The following is an 18,766-nucleotide window of genomic DNA, read 5'->3' as shown; positions in this document are numbered from 1 at the left end:
TAAGAATAAAAAAGGAAAGTTATGTCGACCACTGCCCCATCACCACTGTTGTCAGATAGTTTACGAGGACTGGGACTAGACGCAGGAATGTTGTTCTTTGCGCTCAATTATGAATTTACCAAAATTGAGCCAAAAGGCATGTTTAAGCGCTTCAAAAAAAATCAAAGCGCGATGGATATTGATCTGGCTTGCGTGTTGTACGATGACAATTGCGTCATCAGTGACATCGTTTGGTTTAAGCAATTACGTGATAAAGCTGAATCGGTCAAGCATCAAGGTGACAGTTTAAATGGTAAGGATCGCGGTGAACAAGCCATGTATCTTGCCCCACTTGATCAAGAGCAAATCAGATTGGAGCTCGAAAAAATTCCCGCTCATATTACTCACATTGGTTTAATTGCCAACTCATACCACGGTCATTCGTTTTCTAGGGTGAAAAAAGGCGAAATTCATCTGAGTGACGATGAAGGAAACCGTTGTTTTGAGGTAAACCTTAAGCAGCTTCCACGCGACTGCACCACGTTATGGGTGGCGCATTTGCGCCGATCTGTTGATGACTGGCATTTAACGTTGCAAAACTTACCACTCACTGCAGAGGGTCTAGCAAATGCAGCACAAGAAGTGGCTCATGAGTTAGCACGTGCATTGCCTATCCCTCAGGGAATATAAGGGCAACTGCTAATCGCATATAAAAGAGGTCTTGTGCTATCCAAACACAAGACCTCTTTTTATGGGTAAAACATTGATTGTAATTAACTTCTAAGAACTTATCTGTTCTAAAACATCTCACACTTGCCTATAAAACTTCACCGCAATGCGGACAGAAGTTTTTTCGGTGCGTTTCAACTTCTTTTTCACGCCGTTCAAGCTCTTGCTCTCGAAGTACCTGTAAGACGATATTTTGTGCCTGTTCTTTATCTAAACCCAGCTCTCGACGAATTTTATCAATCATCATCTGATTCTGTACCAAATCAAAGTCACTATCAATGAGCTGCTCACGAAAATGCTGTTCAAGCTCCTCGCGGCGCTGAGCCAACTCATTTGCCAATCCTGTCGCTAGAATACCAGCCGGCAGTGCTGCGAGACCTACGCCCAGTATCGTAATGACAGCACCCAATATTTTGCCCGCATTAGTAATTGGTGTGACATCTCCATAGCCTACTGTTGTCAGTGTCACCACAGCCCACCACATTGCTTTAGGTATGGACTCAAACTCATCTGGCTGTGCGTGATTCTCTACTAGATAAATACCGCTAGAGGCGGTCACAATCATAATAATAAGAATAAAGATAACAGCCTGAAATGAGCCTCGCTCCTTGCTAATCACGACTAGCAAGATACGCATTGACGCAAAATAACGCGTCAATTTTAGAATTCGAAACAAACGTAAAATACGTAAGAAACGCAAATCAATGTTGACAAAGAAATTCAAAAAGGCGGGCACGATGGCTACTAAATCAATCAATGCGGATGGGCTTCTAAGCCAATCCCATCGCTGTTTCCACGTTGTATTGTCAGGCTTTGCTTCAGCCACACTCCACAGACGCAATAAGTATTCAATAGAGAAAACAACGATAGAGAAGTTTTCGAATAAGGTAAAGTAATCTTGATAAGGGTAATACCACTGATCGACAGACTCTGCTATCACAGCCGCTACGTTAGTCATAATCAAAAATATAAGAAAATAATCAACGTAACGGCTAAATAACGTGTCATGCTCTTCATTTTGTAAAATATCATAAACAAAATGACGCAAGCGCCGTATAGATTGGAATAACATGCCAGCCCTATGCGGTGAAATACCGATTTGATATTAGTAGAATAAAACAACGGTCAAACAATAAAGACCAAACTTTCATCACAGGACATAGGAGATATTTGCAGCAATCATCCGTGACTTTTATCAGAAATGCTTCATTTGGTACTGATTCGTCTATTATCAGCCATGACTATCGGCTATACAAAATGCAGATAATAAATATAGACCGATACCAGCAGTATAAACACAATTAGTAGGATAGAGAACCTTAAGAACTGTTCGTCAGCACGAAGCTGCTGGCTAATATCTTGCGCAGGTATCAAAAACAAGTGACATTCAGGACAACAAGAGTCTACCTGATTCAGTATTTTCATCGTACGCGCATTCGTACAGCGTAGAGGGGAGTTACTGCAATAGCCAAGCATAATATATTGCACCTCTTGTTGAATCATAAATAAGAGATACCGACTCACGTCAATGACACTTACTTAAAAAGCAGCTTTTGTTTTGTTTAATTATAGACTGTAGACAATTGAATTACATGTAAATGTAATTTATTGCAGAAATATTGCTACTTTATGCTCAAAACCTTACCAATAATAATGATTTTCGTATTATAATAGAGATTAAATGTTACAGATTAAACTTTAATCATGACATTATGTATCAGTAGCTAATGCCATCCCTCATTAGAAAACTGCTGATAATTTTTTATTACGTTAAGGAATGAAATGATGAAACTACAATCCCTAGTTTTAGCAACTGCTGCTGCACTTACAATGACAACTGCTTTTGCAGTCCCTGCTGGTACTTGGTCTGTTGCTGCTGGCGCGCACATGGTTGATCCAAAAAGTGATAATGGTCAATTAGCTAACGGCACTTTAGCTGTAGAAGTTGACGACGACATTCGTCCAACTATCAGTGGTGAGTACTTTATCGCTAACAACGTTGGTATCGAACTGCTAGCTGCTATTCCATTTCATCATGACATTACCCTAACAGATAATGCTGGTAACGAAATTGATGCAGAAACTCAGCACCTACCACCTACTCTATCTGTACAGTATCACTTCGATGGCTATGATCTGCCTATGAATGTGAAGCCTTTTGTTGGTGTTGGTGTGAACTATACAACTTTCTTCAAAGAAAGAATCTACCTTGGCAACGGTAATGATTTGGAGCTTGATGATAGCGTTGGTGTAGCTGGCCATGTTGGTCTTGATATTCCTTTTGCTCCTACCGAAGCTTTCCGTATTGATGCCCGTTATATGGACATCAAAACAGATGCAAGCCTAAACGGTACTGATATCGGCGAAGTTGATATCAGCCCTTGGGTATACGGCGTAGCATTCGTTAAACAGTTCTAAATTAGTAAAATATAATACGTAATAAGAGCCAGCTTGATAGCTGGCTTTTTTGTGCCTATTAATTATGGATATTACCCTCTACTCTAGTTATTAAGCAATTATTTATAAAAGCGGCTAGCAACCTACAAGAACAAATAATCTCCATAAAAAAAGACCACCCTTGGGCAGTCTTTTTTAATTGCTAGCTAGCTTTAGATCAAGATACGACGTGGGTCCGCTAGTAGCGTTGCGATATAACGAGTAAATACAGCAGCGTCTGCGCCATTAATCACACGATGGTCATAAGACAAAGACAGTGGCAACATCAAACGTGGCTCAAAGCTTTGTGTCTTAGCATCCCAACGTGGCTGCATACTTGCTTCAGAGACACCTAAGATACCAACTTGTGGCCAGTTCACTAACGGCGTAAAGGCGGTACCACCCAAGTTACCTTGGCTAGATATGGTAAAGCTTGCCCCTTGCAAATCTTTAGTGCTGAGCTTCTTATCACGAGCTTTTACAGCAAGCTCGCCAATCTCAATTGCTATTTGCTTCAGACCTTTATCTTGTACGTTTTTGATAACAGGTACGATAAGACCATCATCTGTTGCCACAGCAATACCCATATTGACACTTTTACGCAATATAACCTGAGTATTGTCATCGCTCAAATGACTGTTGAATCGTGGATGCTGGGTCAACGCATAAGCAGTTGCTTTAACCACGAATGCCAAGATAGTAAAGCCAATACCTTCAGCTTTCATACCACCTTTTAGCTCACCACGTAGCTTTTCAGTCTCAGTGATATCAGAGAGATCGAACTGCGTTACTTGCGGTAGCAAAGTATTGTAGTTGAGCTGTGGTATCGAGACTTTCTGCAAGCGGCTGAGGTCTTGTGTTTCCGTCTCACCCCAGATCTCAGCGTTACTCATGTCAGGCAGTTTCGGTAGACCTGAGCTAACAGGATTACTGCTCACAGGTGCCGCTTTCTGCTTGGTTAGACTGTTTTTAACATGTGCAAACAAGTCTTCTTTTAGAATGCGATCGTTTAGAGCTGAACCATTCACTTGTGTGATATCAACACCTAACTGACGGGCTAGTTTGCGAACAGCAGGACCTGCGTACACATCAACCAATTTTTCATTGACCTGTGCTTCAGTTAACTTACCCTCTGTTTTGCTAGCAGCTGTATCAGTATTGGTCGGTTTGGCAGCTTGTTTTGGCTCACCAGTGGTTTTAGCTGGTGCTGGCTCTTGTGGCTTAGGTGCTTCAGATTCACTATCACTAGCATCATCTGTACCACTTGCCATGATAACGATAAAGTCCTGACCATTAGCAACCATATCGCCTGCTTCGACCAAGATTTTTTCAATCTTACCGGCAACTGGTGCTGGTACTTCAACCGATGCTTTATCTGATTCAATTAGCAAAATCGACTGTTCAGCGCTAACAGTATCACCAACGCTCACCATAATTTCAGAAACTTGTGCTTCATCAACACCTAAGTCAGGTAGTGCATGAGTAGTTGCTTTACCAGCATTAGCGGCTGGCTTGGCAGCAGACTCTGATTGCGTTGACTCAGTTGCAGCAGGTTCAGGTTTTGATTCTGGTTTAACATCGTCTGTGCTGTTCGCTTCTTGCTCTTCAGCAGCAGCAATGTCATCGTTGCTTTCTGCGCTATCGTCTGCGCTTTCAAGCTCAATTAGCACCATACCTTCACTGACTTGATCACCGATAGCAACACTAATCTTAGTCACTTTACCAGCAGCAGAGCTTGGTACTTCAACTGAGGCTTTGTCAGATTCTAATAATACGATGTTGTCGTCTTTTGCGATGACATCGCCAACTTCTACCATAATCTCGCTGACTTCGGCGCTATCCACACCTAAATCGGGGGCTTTAATGTCCATGATTTATTTCCTCGTCTTATGGTTATTATTATTTGACATCTTTATCATCAAGTACATTTGCATCTGCTTGATCTTCAGCACGGCCTTCATTACTGATTTCATCATCGTCTTCAGCGATAAATTCAGGTACAGGATTTGGATTTACGTTACCTGGCGCTGGTGCATCTGGAGACTGATCATAGTAAGACTGCTGCTGCCATGCAGGAGGATGATCCACATCGATACCTAAGCTTGAAATCGCGTCTTTAACCAAACGCATCTCAACTTCGCCTTCATCGGCTAGACGTTTAAGCGTTGCCACAACGATATGCGCCGCATCAACGTTGAAGAAACTACGTAGGTTTTCGCGCGTATCAGAACGACCATAACCATCGGTACCTAGAGTCGTGTAAGGACGATTATCTGGTAACCAAGCACGGATTTGCTCTGAGTAGTTACGCATATAATCTGTCGCTGCAACCACGATACCTTCGTGCGGTGCTAACTGCTCAGTAACCCAAGGCACTTTCTCTTCATCCATTGGATGTAGACGGTTGTAATCGTCACAAACCATACCATCACGAGTCAACTCATTAAAGCTGGTTACGCTCCAGACGTTAGACGTAATATTGAACTCGTCTTTTAATATTTGTGATGCCTTCTGTACTTCACGTAAAATAACACCAGAACCTAGTAGTTGCACTTGTGTTGAGCCATTGTCTTCAAGTAAGTACATACCACGTTTGATACCTTCTTCGGCACCTTCTGGCATAGCAGGTTGCTCGTAGTTTTCGTTCATCAACGTCAAGTAATAGTAAACGCGCTCGCCTTCACCATACATACGGCGTAAACCGTCATGCATGACCACAGCTAGCTCATAACCAAAGCAAGGATCATAGCTGACACAGTTTGGCACGACATTGAATAGAATCTGTGAATGACCATCTTGATGCTGCAAGCCTTCGCCATTAAGTGTCGTACGACCAGCAGTTGCGCCTAATAAGAAGCCTTGTGCTTGGCAATCACCTGCCGCCCAAGCCAAATCACCCACACGTTGGAAACCGAACATTGAGTAGTAGATATACATCGGAATCATCGGTAATGCGTTCACAGAATAACTGGTTGCCAATGCAATCCAAGTACTCATTGCGCCCGCTTCGTTGATACCTTCTTCTAGCATGTGACCATCGATAGCTTCTTTATAGCCCATCAACGCTTCACTGTCTTCTGGCGTATATTTTTGGCCAACAGCCGAGTAAATACCCAATTGACGAAACATACCTTCTAGACCAAACGTACGCGCTTCGTCAGGTACGATTGGTACGACGCGATCTTGGATGTCTTTGTTTTTGAGCATTGCAGATAGCAATCGCACAAATACCATCGTCGTCGATTGCTCTTTACCGTTACTGCCTTTTAATACCCGATCAAACATCGATAATTCAGGTATATTCAGTGGGATATGACCACTACGACGGTTTGGTAGATGACCACCTAACGACTCACGACGACCTTTAAGATACTTCATCTCCGCCGAACCTTCTTCAGGGCGGTAGAACGGTAGAGTATCTAACTGCTCATCAGTAAATGGCAAATCAAAACGATCACGGAAATACATCAACGCTTCTTGATCAAGCTTCTTCACCTGATGCGATTTGTTGACTGCTTGCGTTTGGGCAGACAAGCCATAACCTTTAACGGTCTTAACCAAAATAACTGTTGGTTGGCCTTTTGTTTTCATAGCTTCGCTAAAGGCAGCATAAACTTTAACTGGATCATGGCCGCCACGGTTCAGACGTGAGATTTCTTCATCAGTCAACGCATCTGCCATCTCTTCCAACTCTGGATACTTACCAAAAAACTCTTTACGAGTAAATTCGGGCGTACGAGCTTCATATAGCTGATACTCACCATCCACCACTTCTTCCATACGTTGCTTGAGGACACCCGTATGATCTTTACCAAGTAATGAATCCCAGTTGCCACCCCAAATGACTTTGATGACTCGCCAGCCTGCGCCGCGGAATACTGACTCTAGCTCTTGAATGATTTTGCCGTTACCACGGACTGGACCATCAAGACGCTGCAAGTTACAGTTAACTACCCATATTAGATTGTCCAACTTCTCACGACCAGCGAGAGAAATTGCCCCTAAGCTTTCTGGCTCATCAGTTTCACCATCACCCAAGAATGTCCAAATCTTACGACCTTCTTTTTCTAGCAATCCACGATTTTCCATATAGCGATGTACATGGGCGTGATAAATAGACATGATTGGGCCAAGTCCCATTGATACCGTTGGGAACTGCCAGTAATCAGGCATGAGATATGGATGCGGATAGCTTGATAGACCTTTGCCGCCTACTTCACGGCGGAAATTATCAAGCTGATCTTCGGTCAAACGACCTTCTAAATAAGAACGGGCATAGATACCTGGTGCTGAGTGACCTTGATAATAGATCATGTCACCACCGAAATGATCGCTAGCGGCGCGGAAGAAGTGGTTAAAACCCGTTTCATAAAGCGTTGCACTAGAGGCGAATGTCGCTAAGTGACCACCCAAGTCGTCGTCATTTTTATTGGCACGCATAACCATAGCAAGTGCGTTGTAGCGAATTAGCGCACGTATCTTACGCTCCATGCCTAGATCGCCTGGGTACATTGGCTCATCCTCAACAGCGATACTATTGACATACGCAGTGTCTAGTCTGTTAAACGGCAGTCCTTCTTGAACCGCCATATTGTATAAAGCTTTTAGGAGAAACTGAGCACGGTCCTTGTCTGCATGTTTAACCACAGACTCAAAGGCTGCCAGCCATTCCTGAGTTTCGGTGCTATCAGCATCCTTATAATAATTCATTCTTGTTAATCCTTTTATATCAGTCATACCTACCTAATGGCAGGGCTTCGTTGAATAATGCATGATGAGAGATTTATTTACTTATGACATCCTTGCTACGTCCAAGCATTCCATTGTTTTGTGCGATGATATACAGCTTGATTATAAAAATAGTATTACTCATATTGGCAAATGCATCAAATCAACACACCTGCCAAACCGTCATAATGCTACAACTATCCATTCAATCATTAATTACTATGACATTCCATTATAAGCGTTTACGCGCTAGTTGTTTATGGCTGTAGAGAAATGATGGAATAACAAGTATTTTTTAAATAAATAATGATTAGTTGTTAGGTAAATATTATTAATTGATAGCTTTGTGGAATATGATTGCTTGGCTATGCAACATACGGTAACTGGTCATGACAAAAACGCCATTCATCTATTTAATATGATTTTTACAAAAACATTACTTAAAATACAAAATATGTATAACACATTTTTTTTTGGTAAATAAACGTTTACATTAGGCTTTAATACATAGGAATATTGAGATGCAAAAGGTAGAACGACTTTTGAATTCAACGAAAAAGCATTTATTCAATAGATATATATGTCAGATAATGACATTGCTAGCTGCTATTCCTATGTTTTTTATTAGTAATGTAGCTTTTGCTGAAGCTGATCCCGTATGTCCAAGTGGACATGCTATGTATTATTTAGGTTCTAAGAGTACTACAACAGCGCCTAAAGCTACTTTAAGTTGGTCAGCAGCAGGCAACTCTAGTACCACTTATAGCTTTGACAGTGGTCTTAAACTTGTCTTATCTTTTTCCGATATTAACTTTGTTAGGACTGGCTATCCAGAAGTTAGCAGTTTTACTGGTGTTACTACCAATGCTCTTAACATGCGTCATAGCAGCGAAAAAATCGATGTGAATCACAGGTTGACGGCCACTATTAATAAACCCGTTACAAAATACGGTTTTGTCGTTCAAGACTTGGATGCGAATGCTGCTGGAAGATACACTGAATCGGTATCAATTGTTACTACAGGTGGTGCTTTTAGCAATTTCGCTAATAACTTTACTGTATCTAATTCGAATAAAACGATTACCGCAAACCAGTGGACCAACTGTAGTCCCACTCTTCCCTGTAATTTTAATATTGAATGGGATGCCCAAGCAGCAAATACACCGTTTATTACGACTCATGGTAATAATTATGCTAGTGCCTCTACAACTACATCAACAGGTGATCATGTAGTAGGTTATTCAGACTTCTATTTCTGTCTGGCACCGCCTAAGCTCACCGTAAAAAAAGCGTTGAGTAGTACACGTGTCAACACTAACGACCAATTTGAAATAGCAGTTAGTGGTGGATCATTAGCTGCTAATAGCTTTACTACTACTGGTACAGGCTCGACCATTACTAACGGAACCAGTGCAACGCTTACATTAGCAGATAGCACAAGTTATACCATTACTGAGCGTGTAATGAATGGTACTACACTAGGTGACATAGCCAACTATAGTGCGACTTACACTTGTAGTAATGCTACGACCGGTAGCACAACATCTATGCCTACCTCCGCAATGAGCTATAACTCCTTAGCTAAGACTCGTTCGTTTACACTTAATAATGCCACTTACGGTGATGATATTACTTGTACTATTACCAATAATGCAAACTACGTATTCTCAGGTACAGTATTTAACGATAACGGTAATGTCTTAAGTCCGTCTAAGGATGATATATCTAGCAAATACCTAAATAATAGCCTTTATTTCAATGGTAAATACGATTCACCAACTGAATCTGGTATTCCCTTTACTACGGGTCATACCATTACTCTAAACAAATGTACAGGTGATAGTGGTACGTTCTCACCTCAGACGGTAAACATTGGTAATGATGGAACCTATAGTTTTAGCTTGACGGCAGCACAAGTAGGTAGTTATACAAGGCTTTGCGTTACTCAAAATGAGCCTAGCAACTATACATATTCTGTAGATACTACGAGCAATGTCCTACAAATAGACATTACTAACAGTAAATACAACTACCCTAGCAATGATTTTGGTGATGTTGTTCAAGAAAATGCTGCCTTGGTATTAATCAAAAGTCAGTATGTCCATGACTGTAGCCTAAATAACCTTGCCACAATTGGTGTTAATTATGACGGTAGTGCTAGTAGTGCGTATAGTACAAAACCAATATCTAACATTATCCCTGGACAATGTATCGCTTATAGAATTGAAGCTATAAATCGCGGTAATGTTTCCTTAGCAGATATTGTTATTAAGGATACGCTACAGATTAAAAATGACTCTAATAACTCATCGATTACCTCTACCTTGGCCAATCCAACACCTATTGGTGAAAATAGTGGTATTCCATCATTTGCAACAAATTCGGTATCTATTGGCAACAACGGTACAGTTACTACCAATACTTTTTCTTTAGGTGCTACTACCGCTACTCGCCGTCAGGCTATTCGTTTTAATACTAAATATGGTACTACCATTAGTAACTAAACACCTGTTTATTAAACGTTTACTCAAGCCCTGTCCAACCAGACAGGGCTTTTACCGTTTGTATACTCCAAAATGCCAGTTGTCATTTTTGTGATGATTAATTGTATTAATTACGTGAAAATAGAAGAAAGGGAGATAGATGCCTTTTAAAACGACGAATGATATTAGATTAATAGCTCCTCCATCATGATATACGACGTTCGCTTTTTACTGATAGTCATGTTCTAAGAAAGGATTTTATATGAAACGTTTTAACCTCTTACATAATGTCATGCTAGCAACTTTTGCCTCTGCTTGTTTGCTAGGTACTGCTCATGCTGACGACGCTCTAAAAATGGAACTGACTGCTAATCAGGTCATTAAGAATGCGGACGGCAAAACAGTATATTCACCAGTACGTACAGCACCAGCTGGTACTGTCATTCAATACAAAGCAACTTATACCAATACCATCAATAAAGACATTAATGATCTGATGGTGACACTGCCTATCCCTGCAAACATGACATTTACTGGTGAGGCAAATCCTGCCAGCGCACAAGCCAGCACTGATGGCAAAAACTATGCTGATATGCCTTTGATGAAAAAGGTAAATGGCAAAATGGTTCAAGTTCCGTATTCTGAATACCGTACCTTACGCTGGAATATCAAGTTGTTACCAGCTAAAAAATCAGCTGCTGTGGCTTTAAACACTACTGTTAACTAGTTAACAGAAGGTTAAACCTTTATTTTTCACCCTTCCATTATTAATTCGGCTTTTTACCATCCATTTTGGAGTACTACATGAAATCAAATACTTTTAACTATAGCTTGCTTGCTGTCGGTATTGCCGCAGTAATGGGTATCTCTGGTGGTGCTAATGCAGCTACTCCTAATACTACTGGTGGTGTTAGTGCAGGTGCTGCTGCCATCAATAACGTTGCAACCGCAAACTATAGTGTTGCTGGTATCGCTCAGCCAAACGTGTCGTCAAACATCGTGACTGTCAACGTTAGCGAAACGGCTAACTTTGCACTCACGTCGACTATTGATGATGGCAGCATTGGTGACGATATTGCTATTAATCAGACTGCTACGCCAGGTGGTACGACTACCTTTACTCATAACTTAACCAACACGGGTAACGTGACGGATACTTATACCATTAATACCACAGGTAATGACTCAGCACTAGTAACGGCTAATCCAGACTATGCTTTAGGTACTGCGCCTGTTACGTTTACTATTGTACAAGCAGATGGTACTCCTCTAACTTCTGCTCAAATAGCCGCTTTAAATGGTCAAGCACAGACAGGTACCATAGCTAATGGTGGTACTATTAAACTACAGCCAGGTACTAGAGCTAATCTAAGCTACGAAGCAGCTACGCCAGACGCTCGTAATGGTAATGACAAAGGTGTAGGTACATTAACAGCAACCAGTACTTTCTTTACTGCTAATCTTCCAGCAAATGCGACATTGGTGAATGAAAACCAAACTATTGTAAGACTACCTACCTTTAAAATTGTAAAAACAGCTACGAGTACTGTCGATTTGACAGTGGCTAATCCGCAGATCAACTATAGTATCGTAGTAACTAACGCTACTACTGACTATAGTGCTGCTGCGACCGATATTGTCATCAGGGATGTCCTTCCTACAGGTTTAAGTTTGCCTAATGGCGCAGCATCAGACGTGACCGTAACTGGTGGTGCTGGTACCGCTACGATTTCTACTATTAATGGTCGACGAGCTATTGATGTTGCCGTAGCAAACTTAGCCGTTGGCGCAAGTCGCACAATTACTTTCACAGTTAACGTCGATAAAACTCAGTATACAACTGCTAATAGTTCAGCAACGAATAACGTGGAAGTCTACGATAAGTTCGTCGGTCCGATTGGTGTGTTACCTGCTGTTCCTGTACTTGGTACTGACTATAATATTTTGGATAGTACAAATAACAATATAGATGTTACTAGAGTACCTGCTGCTGCGGATCTAGCTAACGGCGCTGGTATAGATACTGCTGGTGTGACTAACTTTACCAGACGAGCGGTCGTAGTGAGCAATCCAACGACTAGAGAGATTGCCCCTGCCTCAGGTACTGCTAATCAAGCTATTCATTCAACTCTTATTACTAACAGCGGTCAAGATGCTGAAGGTACTAATACCAATCCATTGACTTTCACTATTGCTGATGGTGGCAACAATGCGGCTGTCAGACCTGTTACTGGTCCTGTTAGTGTTACTTATACGCCGCCTGGTGGTGGAGCCCCGGTTACTATAACACTGCAACCTACCGTTGCTGGTGGTAATACGTACACTCTTAATAGCTCTACACTACCAACAGCTCAATTTCCAAATGGTATTGCACCTGGTGGTACATTAGCGATCAACTATAATGTGTCTTCAGGCAATGTAACCACTCCTACAACTGTTGCTGACGCTGCAGCTGTCGGTAGCACTGAAACGACTATCGTAACTTTGACCCCAGCTGGCACTAATCCACCTGCTGTGACTTCAGTGACTGATACGACTAATGTTAGAGGCTTAAGTTTAGTGAAGGCTCAATCATTAGATGCGACTTGTTCAGGTACGGTTGCTTCAAGTACCTTTGTTCAAACTGCTATTGATGCAACCCCTGATCAATGTGTTATCTATCGTATTCAGGCGACTAACACTTCTTCAGCAGCATTAGGTTTTAATCTTACTGGCGTAACGATTTCGGATTTGCTGTCTAACTTTTCAGCTGGTGCGGATTTAGTAGCTAACTCACCTGCTACTTCTGCTACTACGTCATCTACTGCAGGCACAGCTAGTACTACCAGTACTGCGGTTCTTGGTACTAACTATACTATAGTTCCTCAGGGCGTTGGCACTTTGACCTTTAAGATTAAAATCAAAAACGCTCGTTAATTTATATTTAATATTTCAAAGTCTATAAGCTTCACAAGACGCTTATAGACTAATGCTCCAGCTTGACCTAATCGATTTTGATTAGCCAAGCTGGAGAGTTACTACTCTACCCCTTTATATTTTATTGGATAAGCGACATATGACTAAATCTTTAATGACACTGTCTAATCGTGCTACGTTGCATACAGCGAAGATCTCTGCGCTGTCATTTGCAATGTTGCTTATGCAATCAAATACCGCATCTGCTGCAACTGATACATTGGTACAGCTGATCAGCAATACTGCTCAAGCCAGCTACAACGTTGACAGTGAGACCAGCACGACTATCAGTACTGACTCAAACCAAGTACAAGTAAAAGCCTCAAATTTACCTGAATATGGTATCAGTTTGACTCAGCATGCTTTACGTACAGTCATGCCTAATACACAGGTAAGTTGGGTCAACGTACTGAGTAACACCAGCTATAGTGATCAGACTGTTGAATTGACACTTGCTATATCGCCAACTGTCTCTAATTTAAAAGTCTATCAAGATCTTAATAATAACGGAGAAGTCGATTCAGAAGATCGACAAATCATGCTCGTTAACCTGAGCGCTCAGATCAAACTTGGTCAGAGTGAGAGTATTCAGCTTATCGTACAGGCTCTATCAGATGCCGACGGTGAAGATGGCGATACCGCTGATGTGAAGATTGGCGCTATCATATTAGAAGACCCATCAATAGCAGCTGTTGAAGCAATTGACAGACTGATTATTGTTGAACCTAAAATCAACTTTACTACCCCTCAATTTGACGGTACTAAAACCACCTCGCAAATCGGGGACAACGTTTATATTGATGCCAGTTACGCGCAGTGTAACGTGCAATCTGATAAACCTGATCAAGTATGGATTACTGTTAAGTCGCCAATGACTGGTGATACCTACTCTCTTAAAGGAATTGAAACTGGTAATAATACAGGCAAATATCACTTATCTGTACCAACACAGAATAATGCCAATGCTATTGACGATAAACTGATTCAGACATTGGTCGACGATACGTTGACTGCTGAGTTAACAGCTTGTATTGCTCCTTCTGTTGGCACAGGTGCTGATCAGCTACCAAATGATAGCGATTTTACTGTACGTATCGATGATCTGAGCTCTCAAGTAAACATCATCGATAATAATGCAAGCCTAGTCGTCACTAAAGAAAGCGATGTCAAAACTGCAGAGCTTGGTGATTATGTCAGCTATACCATCGATATTACCAATAACGGCAAATCGACTGCTTACGATGTACAACTAAAAGACGCTTTACCACGTGGTTTTGACTACGTTGAGAACAGTGTACGTGTTAGTCCAACGACTAATCTTGATATCAATCAAGCACAGACTACCGAGTTTAAAGCTGATGGTAAATATCAGGTATTGAACTTAGGAAACATGGCAGTTGGCGAAAGTAAAAAAATTACTTATCGTGTGCTCATAGGTGCGTCATCACTAGGCGGCGATGGTATCAACCGCGCCACCGCAGTTGCTAGAAATGACCAAGGTCAAAGTGTAGGCTCCAGAGAAGCTCAGTGGAAAATTGATGTAGAACGCGGAGTGATGAATACCGACGGTATTATCGTCGGCAAGGTCTATCACGATATCAACCGCGACGGTATTCAGCAAAAAGAAGACGGCGAACTTGGTGTCGCTGGTGTACGTATCTATATGGAGAACGGCAACTTCATCGTGACTGATCCTGAAGGTAAATATAACTTCTATGGTATCAGTGCCAAAACACACGTACTAAAGGTCGATCGTACTACTATCCCTAGAGAGACTGAACTGGTTACCCAAAGCAATCGTAATGCTGGTGATGCCGGTAGTCGTTTTGTTGATTTGAAGTACGGCGAATTACATCGTGCGGATTTTGCAATCGTTGCTGGCATGGCAGATAGCACTGAACGCTTAAACGCTGAGCTAATTGCTCGTAGCAAATTAGTAGAAGCTAAAAATGACACGTTAGAGCAAGCGGTAAAAACCGAGCTGACTTTAGATCCTGATTATGATACCGATACTACTGACAATGTAGATGCTAGTGGTTGTAACATCAATGGTGACTTAGACCTTGGTAATAACTGTGATTCGGCTATCGTTAATGACATGGCCAATCCAGTAGATAGCCGTGTTGATATGACAGTGACCACTGTTGCTCCGCCAGTAGAAAAAGAGCTCGAAGAATACTTAAAAGAAGTGGCGAGTAACGATGTTGCCTTCATTAACCTAAACGAAGGTCAGCAGCTTAGCACTTATAAACAAATGGTACAGGTTCAGGCACCGCTTGGGTCTGTGTTCACACTATATGCCAACGGCAAAGCTGTATCAGAACAAAAAATAGGTAAAACTGCTGAGCAAGAAAAACAGAATGTAACGGCTTTCGATTACTATGCTGTTGATTTACAGCGCGGCAAGAACACATTACGCGGTGTTGCGACTGATATAAATGGTCAGATCATCTCTGAGCAGACGATTAAGGTATTAACTCCTGATAGCCTACAAGCTATCGACTACCGTACCCAAGCACAATTAGTTCCAGCTGACGGTATTAGTGAATACCAAGTCGTCATCAGCCTAAAAGATCGCGATAATCGTCCTTATATTGGTACTACTTCTCTTACGCTTGATACTAATATCGGTCGTATCAATTTGGAAGACAGCAGCAAAGATCAAGCTGGCACCCAAGTGACTGTATCAGGTGGTGAGCTACTCATACCAGTCATCGCGTCAAGCGTACCAGGTAAGGGCGAGCTAGTAATTGACACTGGTAGCAGCAAACAAATCATTCCGTTACAGTTTACTGCTCAACTACGTCCACTACTCGCTGTTGGTATTGTAGAAGGTGCTATTTCACTAAAAGACTTTGATGGTAGCAGCATTACCGATGCTCAAGGTGCGTTTGAGCAAGAGCTAAATGACTTTGCTGGCAATGATGATTACACAGCTTCTGGTCGTGCCGCGATGTTCCTAAAAGGAAAAGTACGCGGCGACTATCTGCTAACGCTTGCATATGATAGTGATAAAAAAGGCGAGCGTTTGTTCCGTGATATCGATCCGGGCGAATACTATCCTGTCTATGGCGACTCATCAGCCAAAGGCTTTGATGCGCAGTCTACTAGCAAGCTTTACGTGCGCCTTGATAAAGGTCGTTCGTTCGCTATGTATGGTGATTTAAAAACTCAGATTGATGATGACGAAGGTATCAAGCTTGGTCAATATAACCGTACATTAACTGGCCTAAAGGCTCAATTTGAAGATAGCAATACTCGTGTTACTGCCTTTTTAGCAGAGACCAGTACTAGCCAACGTGTAAATGAGACTCGCGGTTTGGGCATTTCAGGCCCATATCCATTGGCTGAGAACTTCGATGCGGTATTAGAAAACTCTGAAACAGTTGAAGTTATTACTCGTGATGCCAACAACCCTGGGCTTATTATCAATCGTGAGACGCTTACTCGCTTTGCTGATTATGAGATTGACCCCATCAGCCGCAGCTTATTCTTAACTGCACCAATTGCTAGTCAAGATATCGAAGGAAATCCTATCTATATCCGTGTCACTGTCGAAGTTGATGAAGGTGGTGAAGATTATTTGGTCGGTGGTATTGCCGCGAAGCAGCAACTAACGAATAAAGTCGCCATCGGTGGTAGCTATGTGAATAGCGATGACCCATTGAACAAAGAAGAGTTGGCTAGTGTTAATAGTGTTGTTAAATTCAATGATAAGCTAAAGCTGGTCGCTGAATATGCGATGAACAAAGCTGAGAACCCAAATTTTCAGTCAAGCAATCAAATCAACGCGACAGAATTGACTGATAGTGACGTTGAAGGTAACGCATTACGTATTGAGCTTGATTTTGATAATAAGAAAAATACGCGAGCTAAAGCTTATTATAATGATGCTGATGAAGGTTTTGTCACTGGTGCATCACCGCTTACCGCTGGACGTACTGAATCTGGTGTAGAGGTTACTCATACTCTAAATGATAAGAAAACTGCTCTTAAGTTAGAAGGTATACGCACAGAAGAGCATACTACTGACGCTAGCCGCGAAGGCGTGCAGGCAAGCGTTGAGCATCGTTTAAGCGAAAACATCGTTGGTGAAATTGGGGTTCGTTATTACAAACAAGACGCGACTGCTGCCTCACGTAATACTCAAGCCGCGACAGACGTTGTAGATATTACAGACGACACTTTGTTTAATGATGACATTATCAATCAGTCAGCGTTGAGCAGCGTTAGTAACGCTGAAGAAGATATTGAAGGTACGACTGTTCGTGCTCGTGTTACCTCTCGTCTACCTAAGTTGAATAACAGCTTGGTATTTGCAGAGTATGAGCAAGATATCGAAAACAGCTCACGTAATGCAACTTCTATCGGTGGTGAGACACCACTCGGAAATCTAGGTCGACTATACGCACGTCATGATTTGATTAATAGCCTATCTGGTACTTATGGTCTTGATGATACAGATGAGCGTCAACGTACCACTGTTGGTTTTGATGCCACTTACATGAAAGATGGTAAGGTTTATAGCGAATACCGCATGCGTGACGCCATCAGTGCACGTGAGGCAGAAGCAGCTATTGGTCTAAAAAACAAGTGGTATGTTCAAGAAGGTTTAACCTTAAACACTTTATTTGAGCGTGTTGAATCTCTGGAAGGTGAAGAAAGTAACACTGCAACAGCGGCAGGTATCGGTGTTGAATATCTTGCCAAAGAGAATTATAAGGCATCGGGACGTTTTGAAAAACGTTGGGGCGAAACAAGTGATACGCTACTTGGTAGTGCTGGTATCGCCTATCGCTATACTGATGAGGTTACCTTCTTAGCCAAAGACATCTATTCACGCACTGACTATAGTGATGGTGATCGCACTATCAATCGTTTTCAGCTAGGTGCTGCGTATCGTGACTACGACAGCAATCAGCTAGATATGCTTGCAAAGCTCGAATATCGTTTGGATGACAACAACACTGGTGACGATGCTTATCAAAAAAATACGACCGTTTGGTCATGGAATGGCAATTACCATCCCACACGTCCGCTGACACTGTCTGGTCGTTATGCAGGTAAGTATACAGAGTATCAAGCAGATGGATTGACCAGTGATAACACGGCTCATGCGGTCTACGGCCGTGGCCTTTATGACATCAGTGAACGATGGGATGTTGGCTTGCAAGCGGGAACTTACTGGAATGAGCAAGCGAATGATTTGGCCTATATGCTTGGTGCAGAAGTGGGCTATAGCCCAATGACCAATCTTTGGTTGTCACTTGGTTATAACTTCATGGGCTTTGAAGATGAAGATATTGCTTATGACGACAGTACTCAAGAAGGCGCTTACTTTAGACTACGCTTTAAGTTTGATGAAGACTTATTCAAACGCGAAGATCCTCGCAAAAATAAACGCCTAAACAGCAACTCTGCATTTTAGGGCGTGTTCTCATTCTAAAAATGGACTC

9 protein-coding genes are annotated in these 18,766 nt (G+C 41.9%); 6 read left to right on the top strand and 3 right to left on the bottom strand.

Going from position 1 to position 18,766, the window contains the following annotated elements; all coding sequences use genetic code 11:
* The first annotated feature begins 21 nt into the window (after nucleotides 1–21).
* Nucleotides 22–669: a TerD family protein gene (locus ACIGBM_RS05155; RefSeq protein WP_397476979.1), complete on the top strand. Its 648-nt coding sequence runs from the start codon at nucleotides 22–24 to the stop codon at nucleotides 667–669.
* Nucleotides 670–796: 127 nt separating this feature from the next.
* On the opposite strand, the gene ACIGBM_RS05150 is transcribed toward ACIGBM_RS05155, so the two are convergent.
* The gene (locus tag ACIGBM_RS05150; RefSeq protein ID WP_397476978.1) at nucleotides 797–1,780 is read right to left on the bottom strand and encodes an ion transporter; all 984 of its coding nucleotides are present in this window, start codon (nucleotides 1,778–1,780) and stop codon (nucleotides 797–799) included.
* Nucleotides 1,781–2,493: 713 nt separating this feature from the next.
* Between ACIGBM_RS05150 and ACIGBM_RS05145 the strand changes: the two genes are divergently transcribed.
* Nucleotides 2,494–3,126: an OmpW family protein gene (locus ACIGBM_RS05145; RefSeq protein ID WP_296207900.1), complete on the top strand. Its 633-nt coding sequence runs from the start codon at nucleotides 2,494–2,496 to the stop codon at nucleotides 3,124–3,126.
* Between the two features lie 191 nt (nucleotides 3,127–3,317).
* Here the strand turns inward: ACIGBM_RS05145 and ACIGBM_RS05140 are convergent, their stop codons facing one another.
* On the bottom strand, nucleotides 3,318–5,015 hold the full coding sequence (locus ACIGBM_RS05140) for a 2-oxo acid dehydrogenase subunit E2 (protein WP_397476977.1): 1,698 nt from the start codon (nucleotides 5,013–5,015) through the stop codon (nucleotides 3,318–3,320).
* A 28-nt stretch (nucleotides 5,016–5,043) separates the two neighbouring features.
* Nucleotides 5,044–7,854, bottom strand: a complete 2,811-nt coding sequence (aceE, locus tag ACIGBM_RS05135; protein WP_397476976.1) for a pyruvate dehydrogenase (acetyl-transferring), homodimeric type — start codon at nucleotides 7,852–7,854, stop codon at nucleotides 5,044–5,046.
* A 608-nt stretch (nucleotides 7,855–8,462) separates the two neighbouring features.
* Here aceE and ACIGBM_RS05130 point away from each other — a divergent pair.
* The 4 genes from ACIGBM_RS05130 (at nucleotide 8,463) to ACIGBM_RS05115 (ending at nucleotide 18,738) form a co-directional block, all read left to right on the top strand.
* Entirely contained in the window at nucleotides 8,463–10,376 is a 1,914-nt protein-coding gene (locus ACIGBM_RS05130; protein ID WP_397476975.1) for a hypothetical protein, read from the top strand.
* Nucleotides 10,377–10,617: 241 nt separating this feature from the next.
* Complete coding sequence (locus ACIGBM_RS05125; RefSeq protein ID WP_191115072.1) at nucleotides 10,618–11,082, top strand: hypothetical protein; 465 nt, start codon at nucleotides 10,618–10,620, stop codon at nucleotides 11,080–11,082.
* Nucleotides 11,083–11,159: 77 nt separating this feature from the next.
* Nucleotides 11,160–13,271, top strand: coding sequence for a beta strand repeat-containing protein (locus tag ACIGBM_RS05120; RefSeq protein WP_397476974.1), 2,112 nt, complete (start codon nucleotides 11,160–11,162; stop codon nucleotides 13,269–13,271).
* Between the two features lie 139 nt (nucleotides 13,272–13,410).
* Nucleotides 13,411–18,738, top strand: coding sequence for an SdrD B-like domain-containing protein (locus ACIGBM_RS05115; RefSeq protein WP_397476973.1), 5,328 nt, complete (start codon nucleotides 13,411–13,413; stop codon nucleotides 18,736–18,738).
* Nucleotides 18,739–18,766: the final 28 nt, after the last annotated feature.

It is taken from the genome of Psychrobacter sp. NPDC077938, assembly GCF_044542635.1.
GTDB lineage: Bacteria > Pseudomonadota > Gammaproteobacteria > Pseudomonadales > Moraxellaceae > Psychrobacter.
This window is presented reverse-complemented; position numbering and strand designations above follow the sequence as displayed.